The sequence below is a fragment of the Roseburia sp. AF20-18LB genome, assembly GCF_003461185.1.
In the GTDB taxonomy this organism is placed as follows: domain Bacteria; phylum Bacillota; class Clostridia; order Lachnospirales; family Lachnospiraceae; genus Roseburia_C; species Roseburia_C amylophila.
Genome location: NZ_QTWP01000003.1, coordinates 338639 through 360556, shown reverse-complemented (window position 1 = coordinate 360556; position 21918 = coordinate 338639). Strand labels below are relative to the sequence as shown.

Genomic DNA, 21918 nt, shown 5'->3' with positions numbered 1-21918 from the left:
CAACGGATAATACCGGATTATCCATCATTTCAAGCCATAATAATCCATAATTAACAATTCCAAACAGCGCTCGTTTAAATTCTGCTATCCTCATCTGTCATTTCGTGTTACAATAATTTCGCACAGAAAAATCCACATGAGAGGATGTGAACATCATGTGTAATTTGAGTCAGGGAATAAAAGAAGATGGGATGGCAGAAATCTTTGCACGCATGAGCAGAAAAGGTTATTCACCAGAGCAGATTGCAGAGATGACAGATACAGACGTAAGAGAAGTAAAAGCACTCCTGCAAAGAATAAAATAGAAATATAATATAGAATAAATATACCCCCCTAAAAGGACTGTTAGAAAGGCAAAAACACCGTAAAAATGCTGCCAATTCTAACAGTCCTTTTCGATTTTTACCCCACCCTGAAATCCTTCCTCGGATGCTTGTTTATCAGAATGTCCCGCTGCTTTGCTGTGGAGACATGGGTGTAGATTTCCGTGATGTGGATGGAACTGTGACCCAGCATTTCCTGGATGTAGCGGATATCCACATCGGCTTCTAAGAGGCTGGTGGCGAAGGTGTGGCGGAACATGTGCGGAGTGATGTGCATATCAATGGAAGCAAGGCTGCAGTATTTCCGGATGGTTCGGCGGACGTACTGGTCGGAGAGCGGACGTCCTGCCTGGTTGACGAAGAAGCGGTTGGTACGCTTAATATCAGGAAGGTAACATTTCCGGTATTCCAGCAGGGTGTGGACAACATCGTCATTGCCAATCTGGAGGAGCCGCTCTTTGGAACCTTTGCCGAAGATAAGCAGAGTCCGGTTGGAAAGGTTGATGTCATCCGGTGTGATGGAACACAGCTCAGAGATTCGGATGCCGGTGGCGAAGAGCAGCTCGATAACAGCAGCATCCCGGAGCGCATTTTTACGCTGGAAATCGGTGGCAGCGTGGGAGTATTGGTGATAGATAGAAGATAAAAGCAATTCAATCGTAGGAAGCGGAATGGTTTTAGGCAGAATCACCGGTTCCCGGAATTTGATATGCAATTTGTTAAAAGGGTTGGAGACAATGCGGTCGCGGTAGTCGAGGTAGTGGAAAAAGGCTTTGAGGGAGGCAAGCTTTCGCTTTACGGTTTTGGGCTTGAATTGTTCATGAAGGGTGGCAACATAGGACTCTAATATAGCAGGAGAGATGTCAGATATACTGGAAGCAGAAGGAAAGGCAGCCGCAAGGCTGGTACCAAACTGTGTAAGGTCGATGCGGTATGCTTTTAAGGTTTTGCCATCAAGGCGTTTCTGGGTGCGGCAGTAGGTTAAATACTGGTTCATTTCAAAGTTAAAATTATGCATAATAAATACTCCTTTGTATGTGGCAGGAGGCTGTCCTGCCTGAATATAGATATAAGAGTATATCATAGAAAAATTTTTTATAAAAATTTCCAACTTCATATTGACAATTTGAAATCCCAAGCGTATTATGAACATATGAACAAATGCTCATATGTTGAAACGAGCTGGAGGTGAGAGGATGGCAATGAACGATGTAGAATGCTGCGAAGAAAACTGCATTCATGCAGAGCTTCTTAAGAAGGCACGGGAGAAGATGCCGGATGAAGATGAATTATATGATCTGGCAGAGCTTTTTAAAGTATTTGGTGATTCTACCAGAATCCGGATCCTGTTTGTATTATTTGGCTCGGAAGTATGTGTGTGTGATCTGGCAGAGACGTTGAACATGACGCAGTCAGCAGTATCCCATCAGCTTAAGATTTTAAAACAGGCGAAGCTGGTCAGCAGCAGGCGGGAAGGAAAATCCGTATTTTATTCACTGGCAGATGAACATGTAAGAACCATTATCGACCAGGGCAGAGAACATATTGAAGAATGAGGAGGATATTATAATGAAGAAAAAATTTAAATTGGAAGACTTAGACTGTGCAAACTGTGCAGCAAAAATGGAAGAAGCAATCAAGAAAATCCCGGGAGTCAATGATGCAGTAGTAAGCTTCATGACACAGAAAATGACCATCGATGCAGAAGATGAGCGTTTTGAAGAAATTATGGATGAAGTAGCCAAAGTATGTGCAAAGGTAGAACCGGACTGCCGGATTCTGCGATAGGAGATAGCTTATGACAAAGAATCAGAAAAAAATGCTGGAACGTATTCTGGTTACTGCAGTGCTGTTTGTAGCACTTCTGGTATTGGAACACGTTGGTATCTTAGAACAGATTACACAGCCAGTCCTGATTTTTATTATTTATCTTGTGCCGTATCTTCTGATTGGCTATGATATTATATTTAAGGCTTTTCGAAATATCAGTCATGGACAGGTATTTGATGAGAACTTTCTGATGATGATTGCAACGTTTGGAGCATTTGGAGTACGGGAGTATTCCGAGGGTGTTGCAGTTATGCTGTTTTATCAGATTGGAGAACTTTTCCAGGGTTATGCAGTTGGAAAATCCAGACAGTCCATTGCAGATATGATGGACATTTGTCCGGAATATGCCAATGTGGAAGAGGATGGCAAATTAGTCCAGGTAGATCCGGATGATGTGGAAATAGGCACTGTCATTGTGGTAAAACCGGGCGAGCGTATTCCATTGGATGGAATTGTAGTAGAAGGTGAGTCCATGGTCGATACCGCGGCACTGACCGGAGAATCTGTTCCAAGAAGAGCAGCAGAAGGTGATGAAATCATCAGCGGCTGTGTCAATGGAAGCGGTACTTTAAAGGTAAAAGTAACAAAAGCATTCGAAGATTCCACAGTATCCAAGATTTTGGAACTGGTGGAGAATGCCAGCAGCAAGAAAGCAAGAGTGGAGAACTTTATCACCAGATTTGCAAAATATTACACTCCGGTTGTTACCATTGGAGCAGTAATTCTTGCAATCCTGCCACCGATTATTTTAGGCGGCGGCTGGGCTGAGTGGATTCAGAGAGCCTGTATTTTCCTTGTTATTTCCTGCCCGTGTGCCCTTGTAATCTCAGTCCCATTGGGATTCTTCGGTGGTATCGGAGCATCTTCTAACTTAGGTGTTCTGGTAAAAGGAAGTAACTATTTAGAGGCAGTGGCTGAGATGACCACTATCGTATTTGACAAAACCGGTACACTGACCAAAGGCGAGTTCAAGGTATCTGAGGTACTTCCGGTAAATGGAAGCAAAGAGGAACTCTTAGAGCTTTCAGCCCATGTAGAAGGATATTCCAATCATCCAATTGCTAATTCCGTGCGTGAAGCCTATGGCAAAGAACTGGATATGAACCGGGTAACCGGAACAGAAGAAATTGCCGGACATGGAATTCATACATTTGTAGATGGAAAAGAAGTATGGCTTGGAAATGCCAAAATGATGGCAGCCCGGAATATTTCCTATACCGAAAACAGTAGTGCCGGAACCGTAATTTATGTTGCGGTAGATGGAGCATTTGCCGGAACCATTGTAATTTCCGATTCCATTAAGGAGGGCGTAAAAGAAGCTATCCATAGCATGAAGAAGGTAGGCGTGAAGAAATGCGTTATGCTGACCGGAGACCGTAAGGCAGCAGCACAGGCAGTAGCAGATGAACTGGGACTGGATGAAGTGCATGCAGAATTACTGCCGGGTGACAAGGTAAGTCAGGTTGAGGCACTTCTGAAAGAACAGCATGAGAAAGAAAAACTTGCATTTGTGGGTGATGGCATCAACGATGCACCAGTACTGACCAGAGCAGACATTGGAATTGCAATGGGAAGTATGGGGTCTGATGCGGCAATCGAAGCTGCAGATGTAGTTCTTATGGATGATGATGTACGAAAGATTGCATCTCTTGTGAAGATTGCAAGAAAGACACTTTCCATCGTGCACCAGAATATCGTATTTGCACTTGGCGTAAAAGCAATTGTGCTGATACTCGGTGCATTTGGTATTGCCAATATGTGGGAAGCAGTATTTGCAGATGTAGGTGTATCTGTCATTGCAATTTTAAATTCCATGCGGACACTGCGCATTGCAAAGAAATAGTATAAAGGCGTTTATTGAGAAAAAGAATCAGTAAACGCCTTTCTTTTACCAAACGGATAGACTATACTAACAAAAGTTACAAAAAGCTAACAGGAAGTTGGAAATAGTACAGCATTGGGAAAGAGGGAAGCAGGAGTAACAAAATAAAAGAACTGAAAAAAGAGTCAGAAAAGAAAAAGGAGGATGAATATGTTTCTGGAGATTCAGGATTTGAAAAAAAGTTTTGGACAGGGAGAGGCAAAAACAGAAGTTTTGAAAGGAATTAATTTCTCTGTTGAAAAAGGTGAGATTTGCGTATTGTTAGGACCGTCTGGTTCCGGTAAATCAACACTTTTGAATATTATCGGAGGAATTGACAGTGCAGACAGCGGCTATATTTCCATCAATGGAGAGAAAACAGCAGATATGAACGAAAAGGCACTGACGAATTACCGCCGCCGCCATTTAGGATATGTATTTCAGATGTATAATCTGATTCCAAACCTCAATGTGAAGGAAAATATCGAGGTAGGAGCATATCTGAGTGATAAATCATTAGACATTGACGAATTGCTTAAGACACTGGGACTTTATGAGCATCGTCATAAGCTGCCAAACCAGTTATCCGGTGGACAGCAGCAGCGTACAGCCATTGGCCGTGCCATTGTAAAGAACCCGGATATTCTGCTCTGTGATGAGCCGACCGGAGCACTGGATTACAATACATCCAAAGAGATTTTGAAGCTAATTGAGGATGTAAATCAGAAATATGGAAATACCGTTATTATGGTTACCCATAATGATGCTATCAAAAACATGGCAGACCGTGTCATTAAGCTGCGTGATGGACAGATTCGAAAGGATTACACCAATGAAGTGAAGATTCCTGCACAGGAACTTGACTGGTAAAGGCGGTGATGAAAGTGAAGAGTCCATTAAGAAAACGAATTCCAAGAGAATTGAAAACAGATTTTGGAAAATATCTTGTGATTTTCCTGTTCCTGATAGCTACTATCGGATTTGTATCGGGATTTCTGGTGGCAGGAAGCAGTATGATAACTGCCTATAATGAGAGTTTTGAAAAGTACAATATTGAAGACGGTAATTTCGAACTGATGGAAGAAGCTGACGATACGCTGCTTACAGAACTGGAAAAAGAAGGCGTAACAATTTATGAGAATTACTATCTGGAAGAAGCGGTGGTAAATGGCAAGTCAGACAGTACCCTCCGTATTTTTAAACCGAGAAACGAAGTGGATAAAGTATGTCTGATGGATGGAGAAATGCCGCAGCAGGAAGATGAAATTGCAATTGACCGGATGTATGCGGACAATAATTCCTTAAAAGTAGGAGACACCATTAAAGTAGGCGGCGAGAAAAAGACCATCAGTGGTCTGGTGGCATTATCAGATTACAGTGCTCTGTTTTCCGATAGCAAGGATCTGATGTTTGATGCCATAAAATTTGGCGTTGCCATTGCCACAGAGGATGCTTTTGATGCTTATGGCACCGGCAATCTCCATTACAGCTATTCCTGGAAATATGAAAAAACTCCGGCTGATGATACGGAAGCAAAAGAGAAAGCAGAAGATTTTATGAAAGTGCTGGGCAGTAAGGCGGCAATAGTAGCATACATACCGGCATTTTCCAATCAGGCAATTCATTTTACGGGAGATGATATGGGTGGAGACAAAACAATGGTAATGACGTTGTTATATATCCTGATAGCGATTATGGCATTTGTCTTTGCAGTTACCACCAATAATACGATTACAAAAGAAGCGGCAGTCATCGGAACGCTGCGTGCATCCGGCTATACCAGAGGAGAACTGCTGCGGCATTATCTGCATCTTCCGGTACTGGTGACAATCGTAGCAGCAATTATTGGAAATATACTTGGCTATACCGTATTTAAAAATATGGTAGCAGATTTGTACTATGGAAGCTATAGTCTGCCGACCTACCATACCATCTGGAATGGGGATGCGTTTATCCTGACAACGGTGATTCCGGCAATCATAATGATTGTTATAAATCTGCTTTTGATTTCTTCCAAACTGCGTATTTCACCACTGAATTTCCTGCGCAGGGATTTGAGCAGAAGAAAGCGGAAAAAAGCAGTAAAACTGCCGCATTTCAAATTCTTTAACCGGTTCCGTATCCGTATTATTTTACAGAACCGTGCGGGCTACCTGACTTTATTTATCGGTATTGCTTTTGCAGAAATTCTGTTAGTTTTCGGCATGATGATGTCACCACTTTTAGACCATTATCAGGATGAAGTGCTGTCCCACATGCTTGCAGATTATCAGTATGTATTAAAAGCGCCGGTTCCAACGGAAACAGATGGCGCAGAGGCTTATCTTGCCGGTAGTTTAAAGACAATGCCGACAGAATTCAGCAGCGAAGAGGTCAGCGTCTATGGAGTTGAAAAAGACAGTGCTTATGTTGATATTGATTTCCCAAAAGAAGGTGTTTACATTTCGGATAGTTATGCAGAAAAATACCGGCTTGCAGAAGGCGATACCATTGTGTTAAAGGAAACTTATGGAGATAAGAAATACAAGTTTAAGGTGGCTGGAATCTATGAGTATCCGGCAGCAGTGGCAATTTTTATGCCGGAAGAGGAATATCGGGATGTATTTGACAAAGAGGAGGATTATTTCAATGGATATTTCTCCGATAAGAAGATTACCGATATTGAGGATGCCTATATCATGACGACCATTACAGAAGATGACCTCACCAAGGTATCAAGACAGCTTGATGTATCTATGGGCGGCATGTTCTATCTGATGAATGTATTTTCTGTTGCACTGGCAGCAATCCTTATTTACCTGATGACAAAGTTGATTATCGAGCGGAATGCTTCATCCATATCCATGGTTAAGATATTGGGTTACAACACCCGAGAAATCGGAAAATTATATCTGACAGCCACCACCTGGATTGTGGTGATATCTGTTATCCTAGGTGAAGCAATTGCTACAGAAATCATCAATGTCATCTACCGGGCAATGATGAGTGATTACTCCGGCTGGCTGAGCATCTACTATGACCCGAACATCTACTGGAAAATACTGCTTATGGTACTGGCAGCATACTTCGTAGTGGCATTGTTCTGCCTTCGGAAGATTCGGAAGATACCGATGGACGAAGCTTTGAAGAATGTAGAGTAGAATCGGAAAAGTTTTTCATTACTCACATAAAGCGAAACTTAAATATTGTAACAATAAGAAATTAGAGAATATTAACAAAACCAGCAGTTTCACTGAAGAGAGGGCATCAACCATATCAATTAGAGCTGCTTAGAATTTCATCACAGACTGGCAACGCCGGTGCAGGGATGTACCGGCGAGGTGCAATGGAGCATGGATGCGACTTTGCACCGCTTGCCGGAAAGACCAATATATAAAATGGAAATTCTTAGCAGCTCTTATAGATATGGTGCCGCCCTTTTTCAGCGAAACTGCTGTTTTTTTTATATTATTGACATTATGAAAATATTGCTATCTTTATACAAGTATAATTTCTCCCCACCCTGCCAAACTAAAACCATATCAGACTACCCGAAATTCTTAATATGATAAAGAATTCTCACCACGCACATTTTATGTTGACAACAGAAATGTAATTAGTTATGATAAACACAAGTTAGAAATAACTAACTAGAACGAAAGGAAAAGAAGCTATGAGTACAGAGATTCTGGAAATTGTACAACAGATGGATTTACACAATGCAGAGACGCAGTTAGCGTTACAATGTGCCCCATTGATCGCAAGAGTAAAGATATCCAATCTCTTAGTCGTTTCAACAGGCATGGAGGATGCGGTAAAACAGTGCCTGAGAAAATCCGGAATTTCATTCCTGCTACTGCTCAGGACCAGGGAAAAAGCTCGTTACCTTCTTTTTCGGAAGAAACCGTTGGAGGCGTATCTGATGCGTAAAGAGATACGGGAGCTGCTGCAGGAGTCTGGTTATCAGGACTTTACGCTCGGAAATATTCTCAGTACGTTTCAGAAACGTTACCAGGGTTATATGTGCGGAGAACCTGGCTTTCCTCATGAAATGGGATTGCTGCTTGGCTATCCGGTAGAAGATGTAAGAGGGTTTATGGAACAGAATGGACAGAATGCACTCTATCAGGGTTACTGGAAAGTGTACGCACATGTTCCGGAAAAGAAACGTCTTTTCGCACGCTATGATATGGAAAAAGAGACCATCATCCAGCTTCTCTCCAATGGAGTGGGAATGCGGGACATCATTGGTATTTATAATGACAGCATGCCGCAGAAAGCGGCTGTTTAGGAGGTAGAAAAAATGAGTAAGATTCAGGTAGTTTATTGGACACAGTCAGGAAACACACAGGCAATGGCTGAGGCTGTTGGAAGAGGAATTGAAGCAGCTGGCAAAGAAGCAGAGGTTGTTGATGTAAGTACAGCTGATATGGATGCATTAAAAGCTTCTTCCGTATTTGCAATGGGATGTCCTGCAATGGGTGCAGAAGTCTTAGAAGAAGGCGAGATGGAGCCATTCGTTGAAGAAGTAGAAGGCTTTGCAGCAGGAAAGAAAATCGCATTATTCGGTTCTTACGGATGGGGCGATGGACAGTGGATGCGTGACTGGGTAGACCGTATGACAAGCGCAGGAGCAACCGTTGTAAATGGCGAAGGTGTGATTTGTCAGGAAGCACCGGATGACGATGCAGTTGCTGCATGCGAAAGCTTAGGCAAACAGTTAGCAGGAATGTAAATTCCAAAAACAAAAACATTTCCGTAGGGTACAAACAAATTGTATTATATATCATAACCAGAAGAAGTCTTGCAGAAAACTGCAAGGCTTTTTCACATTTTATAAACATCTGCATATACTGATATGAAGGACTGGAAACAGGTGAAAGAATGAAAGTATTGAATCCGGGAGAACGCTCCGTGCTGGTACAGTATGTGCAGCTGGCATTAAACCGTGCGGGATATGACATAAGGAAAGATGGAATTTTGGGAGAGAATACCTGCAGGGCATTGCGGCAGTTTTTAAGGAAAAAGAGCGGGGAAGAATTTAACTGTAAAATAGATGATGTCGTGTGGGGGAAGCTTTTCCCCTATTTAAAAGGATATACGATGCATGAAATAAAATCCGGTGATACATTATGGGGTATTGCGGCAAATTATGACACCAGTGTATCAGTGATTATGACAGCCAATCCAACAGTAAATCCGCTGGCACTGCGGACCGGAAGTATTCTTGCAATTCCATTCTCTTTTTCGCTTGTAGCAGAAGATGTGGCTTACACTTCTTATCTCAATGACTGGATATTGGAAGGGCTTACGGTACGCTATCCTTTCTTGGTTCAGGGAAATATTGGAAAAAGTGCGATGGGAAAGGAAATTCCCTATCTTCGGATTGGAACAGGAGAGCGGGAAGTCTTTTACAGTGGAGCATATCATGCCAACGAATGGATTACCACACCGGTCCTGCTTAAATTTGCGGAAGAATATGCCCATGCATTTGCGGCGGGGCGTATGCTTTATACTGTGCAGACGGCATGGCTTTTTTATGGATTTTCCCTGTATCTTGTTCCCATGGTAAACCCGGATGGCGTGGATTTAGTGAATGGAGTATTAGAAGAGGGCGCATCCTTAGAAGAGGCAGAGCGCATTGCAGCTGATTATCCGAGGATTCCATTTCCGAATGGATGGAAAGCCAATATAGAAGGAATTGATTTGAATCTGCAATTTCCGGCGGGCTGGGAAAATGCCAGAAACATTAAATTTGCCATGGGATTTACAACACCGGCACCAAGAGATTATGTGGGAGAGGCTCCCCTTGTGGCACCGGAAAGCCGCAGTGTCTATGAATTTACAAGAGCCCATAATTTTTCGTTAATTCTGGCATATCATGCACAGGGAGAAGTGATTTACTGGCGGTATCTTGACTATGAACCGGCAGATTCCAGAAGAATTGCAGAATACTTTGGCGAGGTCAGCGGATACCGGGTGGAAGAGACACCATCTGCGTCGGGTTATGCTGGTTTCAAAGACTGGTTTATTCAGGAATACAATCGTCCCGGCTATACCATTGAGGTGGGAATGGGTGTAAGCCCGCTTCCAATGAGCCAGTTTGCCGGAATCTATGAAGATAACCGTCTGATTTTAGAAGGCGGAATGACGGAACTTGTGCGATAACCGGGGATGTGTTATATTGTAGCAGAGAAAAGTTGAGGAAACTGGAGCGTAAGATGAACACAGCATACAGCTATGAGATACAGCCGCTGGATGAACATTCCATAAGCATAGAGCGTGTATATGGGACGACACCGGTTGTTGTAATTCCAGAACAGATAGATGGATTCACAGTAAAGAGAATAGGCGCATATTGTTTTTCGGAAAGCAAACATGTTCCGGCAGATGCCGTTACCATCGGCGAAGTGGACAGTTTTATGAAGGCATTATGTGGAAATGATATCGAAGAAATTTCTTTGCCGGATTCCGTGGAACAAATCGGGAATCTGGCATTTTATAATTGCCGCAAATTACGAACACTTACCTTGGGGCGTTTCTTAAAAGAATTAGGAAGCGATGCCTTTATGAACTGCCGGAGCTTAAAGCGGCTGGTGCTTCGTTCTTCCATGGAAGAAGCCAGTGGCGCACAGCTTATCTTAAATCAGGTTCGGGCTGATTTGGAAGTGGAATTTAAGGAAGCCTTATTTTTCTATCCGGAATATTACGATTCCTATGAAGAAATCGGACCGGCACATATATTTGCACTGAATATTGCGGGGGAAGGTTTCCGGGCAAGACAGTGTTTTCACGAGCGGATGGTAGATGCCGCCGCATACGATATGATATTTGAGCGGATCTGCATTGAGGAGAAGATGTGGACTGCAGCCAGAATGGCACTTTGCAGACTGGCATATCCGGTGGAATTAAAGGAAGAAGCCCGTGAACGTTATCTTTCTTATTTAAAAGAACATGCCAGTGAGGTATGCGATGTTTTGATTCAGAAAAAAGATTTAGCATTATTAGAGTTGATATGCCGGCTTCAGGTGATGGAGCGGAGTGGAATCACTGCATTAATCGAGCAGGCGGCAGAAGCCGGCTGGGCAGAAGGCAGTGTCAGCTTAAGCAGCTGGCAGCAGAAATATTATAAGGAAGAAGCAGCTTCTTCCTGTTATGATATTGAGTGGTAAAGACAGCAGAAAATCAAGAAAATATGCAGTGGCAGAAAGGAGCAGAAGATGGCGCATATTAAGACCCAGACCGAATGGGAAAATGATATGTCTGTAAAAATCTTGCAGCATGCAAGAAGTGAAATCTATCTGGATTTGCGATATCTTGATGTGGCACTTTCTGCATTGAAGCCTCAGGCAATGGAAGGCTTAGAGACAATGGCTACGGACGGAGAGAGTCTCTTTTTCTCAGCAGGACAGGTAATACGCGTATTCCGGAATAATCCGGCATTTATGAACCGGGCGTACCTGCACACGATATTGCACTGTATTTTTTCACACTTATTTTTAAAAGGAAACAGAGATACGAAGCTTTGGAATCTTGCCTGCGATATTGTAGTGGAGCAGACCATTGACGGCATGGACAAGCCCTGTACCAGGCGCGCATTAAGCTTTCTGCGGCAGCAGACCTATGAAGCATTGAAGGGTGAGGGGCGGATTTCTGCAGCAGTGGTATACCGCTGGCTGCGGGGAAAATCCATGGAAGAGCTTCTTGCCTTAAATCATGAATTTTATACGGATGACCACCGTTTCTGGAAAGAGGAAACCGGCAATGGCGCGGCATCTGCAGCCAGAAATAAATGGAATAAGATAGCAAGGCAGACCAGTATGGCAAAGAAGCGGCATGGAGATGAGCCGGAAAAGGGAGAAGAACTTCTGATGACACAGATCAGTGCTGCGAAAAGCCGCCGGAGTTATAAGGAATTTTTACAGAAATTTTCCATACTACAGGAAGAATTAAAATGCAATCCCGATGAGTATGATTTGAATTATTATACCTATGGGCTGCGGCTTTATAAGAATATGCCCCTGATAGAACCGGTGGAGAGCCGGGAAGTAAAGAAAATCCGGGAATTTGTAGTGGTGGTAGACACCAGTTATTCCACCAGCGGCAGTTTAATCAAAGGCTTTTTAAATGAGACATTTGGCATTTTATCCCAGCAGAACAGCTTCTTTCGAAGATGCAGAATCCGGATTATCCAGTGCGATGATAAAGTGGAAATGGATGAGGTAATCAGCAGTCAGGAAGAAATGGAGCGGCTGCTAAAAAGCTTTCAGGTAGTGGGCGGCGGAAATACAGATTTTCGACCGGCGTTTACTTATGTAAACCAACTAATCAAAGAAGGAAGTATCCGGCATCTGGATGGACTCTTGTACTTTACCGATGGCAAGGGCATTTATCCGGTAAAGAAGCCGGAATATAAGACCGCATTTTTATTCTTGGGAGCCTATGATGAGACGGCAGTACCGCCATGGGCAATGCGGCTGCAACTGGAGCCGGAAGAGCTGGAACAGAATGCATGAGAGAAATAATATAGATTGGAAGAAAACAGATGAATATCAAACAGGCAAAGGAAGAAATCAAACATACCGTAACAGCATATTTGAAAAAGGATGATGAGGGCAGATATAAGATTCCTCTGATTCGTCAGAGACCGGTCTTATTAATGGGACCGCCGGGAATCGGCAAGACCCAGATTATGGAGCAGATTGCAGAGGAGTGCAAAATCGGACTGGTAGCATATACGATTACCCATCATACCAGACAGAGTGCAGTGGGACTTCCTTTTATCAAAGAAATGGAATTTGCAGGCAAAGAGTATTCCATAACGGAATATACCATGAGTGAGATTATTGCCAGCGTATACCGGAAAATCGAGGAAGGCTGTCCGGAAGGAATCCTTTTCATAGATGAGATTAACTGTGTGTCTGAGACACTGGCACCGACCATGCTGCAGTTTTTGCAGTGCAAGACCTTTGGTAATCAGGCAGTGCCGGAGGGCTGGATTATTGTTGCAGCAGGCAATCCGCCGGAATACAATAAGTCGGTGCGGGAATTTGATATGGTAACCTTGGACCGTGTCCGCTGTATGCAGGTAGAGGCAGACCTTGGTGTTTGGAAAGCTTATGCCAGATCAAGACATATCCATGGTGCAATTTTAAGCTATCTTGAGCTTCGTCCAAAGAATTTCTACCGGGTGGAAGCAGATGTAGACGGCTTGCAGTTTGTCACAGCAAGAGGCTGGGAGGACTTAAGCATTCTGATGCAGACCTATGAAGAAATGGGGCTTCCGGTAGACGAAACCGTTGTGGGAGAATTTTTACATCATAAGGATGTGGCAGAGGATGCGGCAGCATATTTTGATTTATACCAGAAATATAAGGATGACTATGGAATTCCGTTAATATTGGAAGGAAAGATTCGGCCGGAAGTATTTGCCCGGATTTATGATGCAGCTTTTGATGAAAGACTCAGCGTGGTCAATCTTTTGTTGGACGGATTACAGAATCTGTTCCGAAGCTATGGAAAAGAAAAGGCTAAGACAGACCGCGACTTTGCAGCCTTGAAAGAGTACCGTAATTCCGAAGGGGCAAAGAAAGAAGTTTTTGAGGAAAAAAAGGCAGCCTTTGATATCCAGAGAAAGACATTAGAAACAATCGAAGAAAAGACCGTAGCAGCCTTAGAGCATGCGTTTGATTTTATGGAGCAGGCATTTGAGGGCGGCCAGGAAATGGTGGTATTTGTAACAGATCTTGCTACCGTGGCAGAATCCGCAAGATTCTTAGCCGAGCACAACTGCGACCGCTATTTACAGTATAATCAGGAGCTGCTGATTGGAAGCAAGCGGGCAGAACTTTTAGCCGAGCTGAACCGGGACTAGTTGTACAGCGTAAAAAAATGTCAGAAAGGATACCTTTAAACATGAAGAAGCTGGTAATCGGAATTCTTGCACATGTAGATGCAGGAAAGACAACATTATCGGAAAGTATGTTGTATACAAGCGGAAGCATACGCCACTTGGGAAGAGTGGATAATAAGGATGCATATCTTGACAATAATGCCATGGAGCGGGAGCGTGGAATTACGATTTTCTCAAAGCAGGCAGAATTTTCCTGGAAAGATATGGCAATCACTTTGTTGGATACACCGGGGCATGTGGACTTTTCTGCGGAGATGGAGCGGACCCTTAAGGTGCTTGATTATGCAGTGCTGGTCATCAGCGGAGCCGATGGTGTGCAGGGACATACCAGAACGCTGTGGCGTCTGTTAAAACTTTATCAGGTTCCGGTATTCTTATTTATCAATAAAATGGATCAGCCGGGAGCGGATAAAGAGGCTCTTTTATGGGAAATCAAGGAGCATTTGGACAGCAACTGCATTGACTTTACACAGGAGCAGAACGAAGGCTTCTATGAAGAGGCGGCTATGTGCGAAGAAGCAGCCATGGAGAAATTCTTATCGGAAGGAAGTCTTGCATCCAATGACTTTGCACAAATGATTGCAAAGCGGGAACTTTTTCCCTGCTATTTTGGCTCTGCATTAAAGGTGCAGGGTGTGGAAGAACTGTTAGACGGGCTTTACGAATATGGCAGGACACCGCAGTATCCGGATAAATTTGGGGCTAAAATCTTTAAGATTGCAAGAGAAGAACAGGGAAACCGGCTGACTTATCTTAAAGTGACCGGAGGAACTCTTCGTGTAAAGGATATGCTTAATGGCAAAGCCGGAGAAGAAGAGTGGGCGGAAAAGGTCAATCAGATCCGTATTTATTCCGGAGAAAAATATGAGGCAGTATCCGAGGCGGAAGCAGGTACAGTCTGTGCTGTTACCGGACTGACAAAGACTTATCCGGGAGAAGGACTTGGCATTGAAGAAGAGTCCATACTTCCGGTCTTAGAGCCGGTACGCAGTGTAAAACTGGTTTTGCCGAAGGAAGTTCCGGTGGCTGTGATGTTACCAAAATTAAAGCAGCTGGAGGAAGAAAATCCGGAGCTGCATATTGTATACAGGGAAGAAACCGGAGAGATTATCGTAAAGCTGATGGGTGAAGTGCAGCTTGAAATCTTACAGAAACTGGTAAAAGAACGCTACGGCGTAGTAGTGGAATTTGGAGAAGAGAAGATTATTTATAAAGAGACCATCCGCAATACTGTAGAAGGAGTCGGACACTTTGAACCACTGCGCCATTATGCGGAAGTGCATCTTCTGTTAGAGCCGGGGGAGCGCGGAAGCGGACTGTGTTTTCAGACAGACTGCAGTGAAGATATTTTAGATAAAAACTGGCAGCGGCTGATACTGACCCATCTTGCAGAGCGGGAACATAAGGGCGTATTAACCGGTTCTGCCATTACGGATATGAAGATTACCGTAGTGTCCGGCCGGGCACATCCAAAGCATACCGAAGGCGGCGATTTCAGGCAGGCAACTTACCGTGCTATAAGGCAGGGACTGATGGAAGCAGATTCTGTATTGTTAGAGCCATATTATGCATTCCGTCTGGAAATACCGGAAGAATGTCTGGGTCGTGCAATGCATGATATGGAGCAGCGTAACAGCAGAATGGACGCTCCGCAGATAGAAAATGGAATGGCACTGCTCACCGGAAGCGGCCCGGTATCGAAGCTTTCGGATTATCAGAAGGAATTAAATACCTATGCCAAAGGGCGTGGCAAATTCTTCTGCACATTGCAGGGCTACGAGGTGTGCCAGAATCAGGATGAGGTGGTAGAAGCTATCGGTTATCAGCCGGAGGCAGATTTATATAATACATCAGATTCTGTATTCTGTGCCCACGGAGCGGGATATCTGGTGCCGTGGTATGAAGTAAAAGAGCACATGCATATGCCATCTGTTTTAGAAGAAGATGGAGGTGGGAAAGAAGAACGGATAAAAGTCCACCGTCCCGGCGTAGTAGAGGACTGGGTAGATACCGATGAAATCGATGCTATTTTAGAAAAGACCTTCTATGCCAACCGGCAGGAAGGAAAACGCAAAAACGGTGTTGTGCGAAAACGCAAAGCAGAAAACAATGCACCAACCGTCCGTACTTACCACAAGCCGGAAAAACTGGAACGCTATCTACTGGTGGATGGCTACAATGTAATTTATGCCTGGAAGGATTTACATGAACTGGCAGAAGTGAATCTGGATGGAGCCAGAGGCAAATTGCAGGACATTCTCTGCAACTATCAGGGCATCTTCGGTGGCGAAGTCATTGTGGTGTTTGATGCATACCGCCTGACCGGACATAAGACAGAACAGTTGGACTATCACAATATCCATATTGTCTTTACGAAGGAAGCAGAGACGGCAGACCAGTACATTGAACGCTTTGCCCACGAACATCACAATCATTATGATGTAACGGTTGCAACCTCTGATGGCTTAGAGCAGATGATTATCCGCGGCCAGGACTGCAAGCTGATATCTGCCCGGGAGTTTGAACAGGAAGTAAAACGGGCGAACAGCGCCATGTGGGATAATTACCGGAATGGACAGAATATTTTCTGATAAATATTGCCATGGCATGGAAAAAAAGCTATGATAGAAAAAGAGTTTCACTCGGGTGATTAGAAAAGATAAAATCAGATAAATGGTATTGTTGCTGCCATTGGGGGATGTTTTCTTTTGATAAACAAGAAATGTCCTATCGTTCTTAGATACGCATTTTGCTTGTAGTAGACTGTCTTTCCACCTGCTTTGACGGGATATCTGCACTGTCCGCCGGAGGCGGATGCCACAGCAAACCTGCAAGGGGCACTAAGAATTTCGATAAAGTTACGAATTCGTCCGGCAACCGGCGCATATTCGCATCCATGCTTAAGATGCGCCTCACTGGCGCATCCCTGTGCCAGTGTTGCCGGTTTGCCGACGAAATTCCAAGTGCCCCTAGCAGTCTGCTCCATGCATCCGCATTCCGGCGCACAGCACAGATATCTTGTCAAACATTGGAAAGACCGGCTAAATCACAAAAGCAAAATGCAGTGTCTTAGAACGATGGCATTTCCTGTTACAAAAGGAACACCGCCAATGACGGCAACGATAGATTTATTTTGGTTCGGTCTTTTCTAATCACCCGAACAGAATCATTTCGAACAGAAGGAGAGAAGACATGGAAGGAAAAGGAAGAATAACAGGACATACAGGATTATTGGCATTGATCGGTTCCCCGGTAGGACACTCAGGCTCCCCGGCAATGTATAACTATAGCTTTGAAAAATTAGGATTAGACTATGCATACGTAGCATTCGATATAAAAGTAGAAGAAGTAAAGGCAGCCTTGGATGCCATGCGCCTTTTCCACATGCGTGGCTGCAATGTAACGATGCCATGTAAGACAGAAGCTGCAAAATATATGGATGAGCTTTCACCGGCAGCCCGGATTATCGGAGCAGTCAATACCATAGTAAATGAAGATGGAAAATTAATCGGACATATGACAGACGGTGAAGGATTTGTAGGCAATTTAAGAGACCATGGAATTGAGATAAAAGGAAAGAAAATCACAGTAGCAGGAGGCGGCGGAGCAGCCACTGCCATTCAGGTACAGTGTGCGCTGGACGGGGCAAGAGAAATCAGCATTTTCAATATCAAAGATGACTTCTTCGAAAGAACACTGGAAACAGCAGAGAAGATTAGAAAAGAAGTGCCGGGCATTGTGGTAAATGTGTATGACATTGCAGATACTGCAAAGATGACAGAAGAGATTCAAAGCTCTGACATTTTTGCCAATGCAACAATCGTTGGAATGAAACCGATGGAAAAAGAAAGCGTTGTGAAAGATACATCCGCATTCCGTCCGGGACTGGTGGTTGCAGATGCCGTTTATAATCCGGAAGAGACAAGATTACTCCGGGAAGCAAAAGAAGCAGGCTGTACCTGTCTCAATGGAAAAGGAATGTTACTGTGGCAGGGTGTTGCTGCATTCCGCCTGTACACCGGAGAAGAGATGCCGGTACGGGAAGTAAAAGAGAAGTTTTTCCAGTAGGATAAGGAGTAAGAAATGGAGCAGACGGTAGTCAGAATCAGGACATTGGAAATCGGAAGCGGAATGCCAAAGATTTGTGTTCCGGTTGTAGGAAAGACGGAAAAAGAAATATTAGAGGGCGCAGAGCGGGCGAAGGCTGCAAAACCGGATCTGGTGGAATTTCGTGTGGACTGGTATGAAGAAGTTGCAGACAGTAAAAAAGTAGTAGCACTGTTAGAAAAGCTTCGTAAATGTTTGGGAGAACTTCCAGTTTTATTTACCTTCCGAAGCAGCAGGGAAGGCGGAGAAGCTGCCTTAAGCGACGGCGCATATCAAAGCTTAAATGAAGCAGCAATTGCATCCGGCTTTGTGGACTGCGTGGATGTGGAATTATTTTCCGGGGATGCTGTTGTAAAGGCAGTAGTAGAGGCAGCACATAGCAATAATGTAAAAGTCATTGCATCCAATCATGATTTTGAAAAAACACCGGCCGCAGAAGAACTCCTTGCCAGACTTCAGAAAATGGAAGCACTTGGTGCAGATATTCCAAAGATTGCCGTTATGCCACAAAGCAGCAAAGACGTCTTAACACTGCTTACGGTAACGGAAAGCTGGAAGGAAACAGGGAAGACACCTGTTATTACTATGTCTATGGCAGGAGAGGGCTTAATCAGCCGTCTTTGCGGAGAAATCTTTGGCTCGGCAGTTACCTTTGGTGCAGCCGGAAAGAGCAGCGCACCGGGACAGATAGATGCAGAAGAACTGCGGCGGATATTGGAAATCATACATCAGAATAGCAATAGACAGTAAAAATAATAGAGAAGAATTTCAATCGATATTTGGAATCATACATATGGAAAGGAATTAGAAAATGGCAGAGAATATTTTTCTGATTGGATTTATGGGAGCCGGGAAAAGCACCATAGCAAAAGTATTAAAAGAGAAATTAAATGTTCCTCTTTGCGAAATGGATGAAATGATTGCAGAGCAGCAGAAAATGGCTATCTCTGACATTTTTGCACAGTATGGTGAAACACATTTCAGAGATTTGGAGACACAGCTTGTAAAAGATATTTCAGAAAAAGACGGTGTCATCGTATCCTGCGGTGGCGGTGCAGTGCTGCGGGAAGAAAATGTATCTTTTATGAAAGAAAATGGCAGAATCGTTCTGTTGTCTGCTACACCGGAAACCATTTATGAGAGAGTCCGCTACAGCAAGGACCGCCCGATTTTAAATGGCCATATGAATGTGGAGTACATCCGTGAACTGATGGAAAAACGCCGTAGCCGTTATGAAAGTGTTGCAGACCTTGCGGTGGCAACAGACGGCAGGAGTGCAGAGACAATCGCAGATGAGATTATTGCAAAGTTAAGAGAAGCATAATGGAAATGAGAGAGTATTATAGAAGCAATCGCAGAAAGCTGCAGGAAGCTGATTATCAGTAAGCCTGCCACAAAGCAGGAAGAGTATCGTAAAATTATCGTACAGAAAAAGGAAGCCTTTTTCCAGATGGAAAAATATACGGACAAGCAGGTATTTCATGAGAATCTATCTGTAGAAGAATTAGAGACAGCATTGGAAGAACTGATGCAGAATCATTTTCGACAGCTCAATGGATTTGATATAGAAGCAGAGCATATTCTTCTGGTATCCAAAAAAGGAGTGCCGTCTTATAAAAAGAAAAAGCTGCAGAATGCAGTAAATGAGACTGCAACCCATAACCGGAAGAAAAATTATCTCTTAGAAGAAGGTAAGGTTATTCCGCCGTTGGTGGATATGGGAATTTTTACTGCAGAGGGCAAAATCGTCCGCACCATGTATGATAAGTTTAAGCAGATTAACCGTTTTGTTGAAATCATCGATGATTATGTGAAGGACTGCAAAAAGGAGAAGCTTCATATCATTGATTTCGGCTGCGGTAAGTCCTATCTTACTTTTATTATGTACTACTACTTTACGGAAGTGCGCAAGATTCCAGTAGAGATTGTGGGACTGGATTTAAAGAAAGATGTCATAGAAAAATGTAATCAGGCAGCAAAAAAATACGGATATGACACCCTGCATTTTGAACTGGGAGATATCAATGGCTACAAAGCACCGTTTCCGGTGGATATTGTAGTATCTTTGCATGCCTGCGATACCGCAACGGATTTTGCCTTATACAATGCCATCAGCTGGGATGCGGAAATGATTTTCTCCGTGCCATGCTGCCAGCATGAATTAAATGAGCAGATGGAGAGCGAAAAGCTGCATCTGATGACCCGTTATGGCATTATCAAAGAGCGTTTTGCAGCACTGACAACGGATGCAATCCGTGCCAACCTCTTAGAGTGCTGCGGATACAAGAGCCAGGTCTTAGAATTTGTGGATTTGTCCCATACGCCAAAGAATCTTCTGATCCGGGCGAGAAAGGCAAAGATTTCAAAGGAGCATAAGCAGAAGCTTTTAAAAGAAGTGGATGCCATGTGCGAAGAATTCCAGCTAAAACCGTTACTCTACGGATTACTGCAAGTGGATGAAGGGAGAAATACGGATGCATTCAGAACAGGAAAATAATAGTTTCCCGGCAGAGTTTTTAGAGAGAATGAAGGAAATGTTAGGGGAAGAGTATCCTGCATTTTTTGAAAGCTTAGGGCAGGAGCGGCAGCAGTCGTTCCGGATTAATACAGGGAAAACCAGTGTATCAGAATTTTTACAACAGACAGATTGGAAGCTAAAACCGGTTCCATGGTGTGAGACCGGTTTTTATTATGGAAAAGAGATTCGTCCGGGAAAACATCCTTATCACAATGCCGGTGTGTATTATATTCAGGAGCCGTCGGCAATGGTACCGGCAGAATGTCTTAAGGCACAGCCGGGGGATATCATCTTAGACCTCTGTGCAGCTCCCGGTGGAAAGAGCACCCAGATTGCGGCAGCTATGAAAGGGGAAGGAATCTTAATCTGTAATGAGATTCATCCGGCGAGAGCGAAGATTTTATCTGAAAATATAGAGCGGATGGGAATCAAAAACGCACTGGTATTAAATGAGACACCGGAGCATCTGTCAGAGCGTTTTCCAGGCTGCTTTGATAAAATCATGGTGGATGCACCATGTTCCGGGGAAGGCATGTTCCGGAAGAATGAAGAGGCCGGAAATGAGTGGAGCCTTGACAATGTGAAGCTGTGTGCCGACCGGCAGGACGGCATCTTAGACTGTGCGTATGAGATGTTAAGACCCGGCGGCAGGATGGTATATTCCACCTGCACCTTTGCACCGGAAGAGGATGAAGGGAGCGTGCACCGTTTCTTAGAACGTCATCCGGACTGCCAGATTGCAGAAGGAATTGACAGTGAAGGCTTCATTCATGAAAAAGAAGGCTGCATCCGACTGTTTCCGCATAAAATCGAAGGCGAAGGACATTTTGCAGCAGTGATAACGAAAGCAGGCGAAGGTTATGGCGGCTTTGGACTGACGGAAAAGGGCATAAAGGAAAAAGACTGCCCGGAATATCTTTCTTTTGTAAAAGAGAGTTTAAAAGAAAAACCTCAGGGAGCATTGCTTAAATTTGGAGAGCAGCTCTATCTGATGCCGGAAGGATTTCCTGCTTTAAAGGGGCTGAAGGTATTACGGCCGGGACTGCATCTTGGCACCTTAAAAAAGAACCGTTTTGAACCATCCCATGCACTGGCACTTGCCATGCAGCCACAAGAGGCATTTCATGTTGCCATGCTTTCTTCTGACAGTCAGGAAATCAGACAGTATCTGATGGGACAGACTTTTTCATGGGGAGGAGAAAAGGGCTGGTATTTAATCTGCGTAGATGGCTACAGCATCGGCTGGGGCAAGCTGGCAGGTGGAATCATGAAGAATCATTATCCGAAAGGGCTTCGTATGGTGGATATTATCTGAAAAGAGAGAATCTGAAAAAAGCTGCTTAAAATAAAACAAAATTAAGGAAATATTAATAAACACCGGGAATAT

Annotated in this window: 20 protein-coding genes; 18 read left to right on the top strand and 2 right to left on the bottom strand. The window is 43.8% G+C overall.

The features are described 5' to 3' along the window. The first annotated feature begins 155 nt into the window (after nt 1-155). Nucleotides 156-305, top strand: coding sequence for a hypothetical protein (locus DWX65_RS15170; protein ID WP_022243978.1), 150 nt, complete (start codon nt 156-158; stop codon nt 303-305). A 97-nt stretch (nt 306-402) separates the two neighbouring features. On the opposite strand, the gene DWX65_RS08840 is transcribed toward DWX65_RS15170, so the two are convergent. Continuing rightward, the gene (locus DWX65_RS08840) at nt 403-1341 is read right to left on the bottom strand and encodes a tyrosine-type recombinase/integrase (RefSeq protein ID WP_118173266.1); all 939 of its coding nucleotides are present in this window, start codon (nt 1339-1341) and stop codon (nt 403-405) included. A 178-nt stretch (nt 1342-1519) separates the two neighbouring features. On the opposite strand from DWX65_RS08840, the gene DWX65_RS08835 reads away from it, so the two are divergent. The 12 genes from DWX65_RS08835 to DWX65_RS08780 all read left to right on the top strand — a co-directional run bounded on the left by DWX65_RS08835 (nt 1520) and on the right by DWX65_RS08780 (nt 16497). Then, nucleotides 1520-1879: an ArsR/SmtB family transcription factor gene (locus DWX65_RS08835; RefSeq protein WP_117698030.1), complete on the top strand. Its 360-nt coding sequence runs from the start codon at nt 1520-1522 to the stop codon at nt 1877-1879. A 13-nt stretch (nt 1880-1892) separates the two neighbouring features. Continuing rightward, nucleotides 1893-2111 carry a cation transporter gene (locus DWX65_RS08830; RefSeq protein ID WP_117842033.1) on the top strand — a complete coding sequence of 73 codons (219 nt, stop codon included), beginning with the start codon at nt 1893-1895 and terminating at the stop codon, nt 2109-2111. A gap of 10 nt (nt 2112-2121) precedes the next feature. After that, nucleotides 2122-3996, top strand: coding sequence for a heavy metal translocating P-type ATPase (locus DWX65_RS08825; protein WP_118173265.1), 1875 nt, complete (start codon nt 2122-2124; stop codon nt 3994-3996). Nucleotides 3997-4185: 189 nt separating this feature from the next. Then, nucleotides 4186-4884 carry an ABC transporter ATP-binding protein gene (locus DWX65_RS08820; protein WP_117698032.1) on the top strand — a complete coding sequence of 233 codons (699 nt, stop codon included), beginning with the start codon at nt 4186-4188 and terminating at the stop codon, nt 4882-4884. Between the two features lie 14 nt (nt 4885-4898). Then, entirely contained in the window at nt 4899-7154 is a 2256-nt protein-coding gene (locus tag DWX65_RS08815) for an ABC transporter permease (RefSeq protein WP_118173300.1), read from the top strand. Between the two features lie 512 nt (nt 7155-7666). Next, nucleotides 7667-8284 carry a DUF3793 family protein gene (locus DWX65_RS08810; protein ID WP_118173264.1) on the top strand — a complete coding sequence of 206 codons (618 nt, stop codon included), beginning with the start codon at nt 7667-7669 and terminating at the stop codon, nt 8282-8284. A gap of 12 nt (nt 8285-8296) precedes the next feature. Then, on the top strand, nt 8297-8728 hold the full coding sequence (locus tag DWX65_RS08805; protein WP_022243985.1) for a flavodoxin: 432 nt from the start codon (nt 8297-8299) through the stop codon (nt 8726-8728). Between the two features lie 149 nt (nt 8729-8877). Then, complete coding sequence (locus DWX65_RS08800; RefSeq protein WP_118173263.1) at nt 8878-10161, top strand: M14 family metallopeptidase; 1284 nt, start codon at nt 8878-8880, stop codon at nt 10159-10161. 53 nt (nt 10162-10214) lie between these two features. Beyond that, entirely contained in the window at nt 10215-11165 is a 951-nt protein-coding gene (locus tag DWX65_RS08795; RefSeq protein WP_118173262.1) for a leucine-rich repeat domain-containing protein, read from the top strand. A gap of 48 nt (nt 11166-11213) precedes the next feature. Beyond that, nucleotides 11214-12509, top strand: a complete 1296-nt coding sequence (locus tag DWX65_RS08790) for a vWA domain-containing protein (RefSeq protein WP_118173261.1) — start codon at nt 11214-11216, stop codon at nt 12507-12509. 29 nt (nt 12510-12538) lie between these two features. Continuing rightward, a complete protein-coding gene (locus tag DWX65_RS08785; protein ID WP_118173260.1) occupies nt 12539-13867 on the top strand; it encodes an AAA family ATPase in 1329 nt (442 codons plus the stop codon). A 41-nt stretch (nt 13868-13908) separates the two neighbouring features. After that, entirely contained in the window at nt 13909-16497 is a 2589-nt protein-coding gene (locus tag DWX65_RS08780) for a translation factor GTPase family protein (protein ID WP_118173259.1), read from the top strand. A gap of 74 nt (nt 16498-16571) precedes the next feature. Here the strand turns inward: DWX65_RS08780 and DWX65_RS08775 are convergent, their stop codons facing one another. Beyond that, the gene (locus DWX65_RS08775; RefSeq protein WP_118173258.1) at nt 16572-16892 is read right to left on the bottom strand and encodes a hypothetical protein; all 321 of its coding nucleotides are present in this window, start codon (nt 16890-16892) and stop codon (nt 16572-16574) included. Nucleotides 16893-17098: 206 nt separating this feature from the next. Between DWX65_RS08775 and aroE the strand changes: the two genes are divergently transcribed. The 5 genes from aroE (at nt 17099) to DWX65_RS08750 (ending at nt 21846) form a co-directional block, all read left to right on the top strand. Continuing rightward, nucleotides 17099-17974: a shikimate dehydrogenase gene (gene aroE / locus DWX65_RS08770; RefSeq protein WP_022243991.1), complete on the top strand. Its 876-nt coding sequence runs from the start codon at nt 17099-17101 to the stop codon at nt 17972-17974. Between the two features lie 15 nt (nt 17975-17989). Further along, nucleotides 17990-18763: a type I 3-dehydroquinate dehydratase gene (gene aroD, locus DWX65_RS08765; RefSeq protein ID WP_118173257.1), complete on the top strand. Its 774-nt coding sequence runs from the start codon at nt 17990-17992 to the stop codon at nt 18761-18763. A 61-nt stretch (nt 18764-18824) separates the two neighbouring features. Beyond that, entirely contained in the window at nt 18825-19337 is a 513-nt protein-coding gene (locus DWX65_RS08760; RefSeq protein WP_022243993.1) for a shikimate kinase, read from the top strand. A gap of 126 nt (nt 19338-19463) precedes the next feature. Beyond that, nucleotides 19464-20510: a class I SAM-dependent methyltransferase gene (locus DWX65_RS08755; protein WP_118173256.1), complete on the top strand. Its 1047-nt coding sequence runs from the start codon at nt 19464-19466 to the stop codon at nt 20508-20510. Then, nucleotides 20488-21846 (top strand): RsmF rRNA methyltransferase first C-terminal domain-containing protein, encoded by a 1359-nt coding sequence (locus tag DWX65_RS08750; protein WP_118173255.1) that lies wholly within the window; start codon nt 20488-20490, stop codon nt 21844-21846. The genes DWX65_RS08755 and DWX65_RS08750 overlap by 23 nt, the downstream gene beginning before the upstream one ends. Nucleotides 21847-21918: the final 72 nt, after the last annotated feature.

Coding starts and splice junctions, on each gene's coding strand:
- DWX65_RS15170 (WP_022243978.1), top strand. CDS start 156: ATGTGTAATTTGAGTCAGGGAATAAAAGAAGATGGGATGGCAGAAATC.
- DWX65_RS08840 (WP_118173266.1), bottom strand. CDS start 1,341: ATGCATAATTTTAACTTTGAAATGAACCAGTATTTAACCTACTGCCGC.
- DWX65_RS08835 (WP_117698030.1), top strand. CDS start 1,520: ATGGCAATGAACGATGTAGAATGCTGCGAAGAAAACTGCATTCATGCA.
- DWX65_RS08830 (WP_117842033.1), top strand. CDS start 1,893: ATGAAGAAAAAATTTAAATTGGAAGACTTAGACTGTGCAAACTGTGCA.
- DWX65_RS08825 (WP_118173265.1), top strand. CDS start 2,122: ATGACAAAGAATCAGAAAAAAATGCTGGAACGTATTCTGGTTACTGCA.
- DWX65_RS08820 (WP_117698032.1), top strand. CDS start 4,186: ATGTTTCTGGAGATTCAGGATTTGAAAAAAAGTTTTGGACAGGGAGAG.
- DWX65_RS08810 (WP_118173264.1), top strand. CDS start 7,667: ATGAGTACAGAGATTCTGGAAATTGTACAACAGATGGATTTACACAAT.
- DWX65_RS08805 (WP_022243985.1), top strand. CDS start 8,297: ATGAGTAAGATTCAGGTAGTTTATTGGACACAGTCAGGAAACACACAG.
- DWX65_RS08800 (WP_118173263.1), top strand. CDS start 8,878: ATGAAAGTATTGAATCCGGGAGAACGCTCCGTGCTGGTACAGTATGTG.
- DWX65_RS08795 (WP_118173262.1), top strand. CDS start 10,215: ATGAACACAGCATACAGCTATGAGATACAGCCGCTGGATGAACATTCC.
- DWX65_RS08790 (WP_118173261.1), top strand. CDS start 11,214: ATGGCGCATATTAAGACCCAGACCGAATGGGAAAATGATATGTCTGTA.
- DWX65_RS08785 (WP_118173260.1), top strand. CDS start 12,539: ATGAATATCAAACAGGCAAAGGAAGAAATCAAACATACCGTAACAGCA.
- DWX65_RS08780 (WP_118173259.1), top strand. CDS start 13,909: ATGAAGAAGCTGGTAATCGGAATTCTTGCACATGTAGATGCAGGAAAG.
- DWX65_RS08775 (WP_118173258.1), bottom strand. CDS start 16,892: ATGGAGCAGACTGCTAGGGGCACTTGGAATTTCGTCGGCAAACCGGCA.
- aroE (WP_022243991.1), top strand. CDS start 17,099: ATGGAAGGAAAAGGAAGAATAACAGGACATACAGGATTATTGGCATTG.
- aroD (WP_118173257.1), top strand. CDS start 17,990: ATGGAGCAGACGGTAGTCAGAATCAGGACATTGGAAATCGGAAGCGGA.
- DWX65_RS08760 (WP_022243993.1), top strand. CDS start 18,825: ATGGCAGAGAATATTTTTCTGATTGGATTTATGGGAGCCGGGAAAAGC.
- DWX65_RS08755 (WP_118173256.1), top strand. CDS start 19,464: ATGGAAAAATATACGGACAAGCAGGTATTTCATGAGAATCTATCTGTA.
- DWX65_RS08750 (WP_118173255.1), top strand. CDS start 20,488: ATGCATTCAGAACAGGAAAATAATAGTTTCCCGGCAGAGTTTTTAGAG.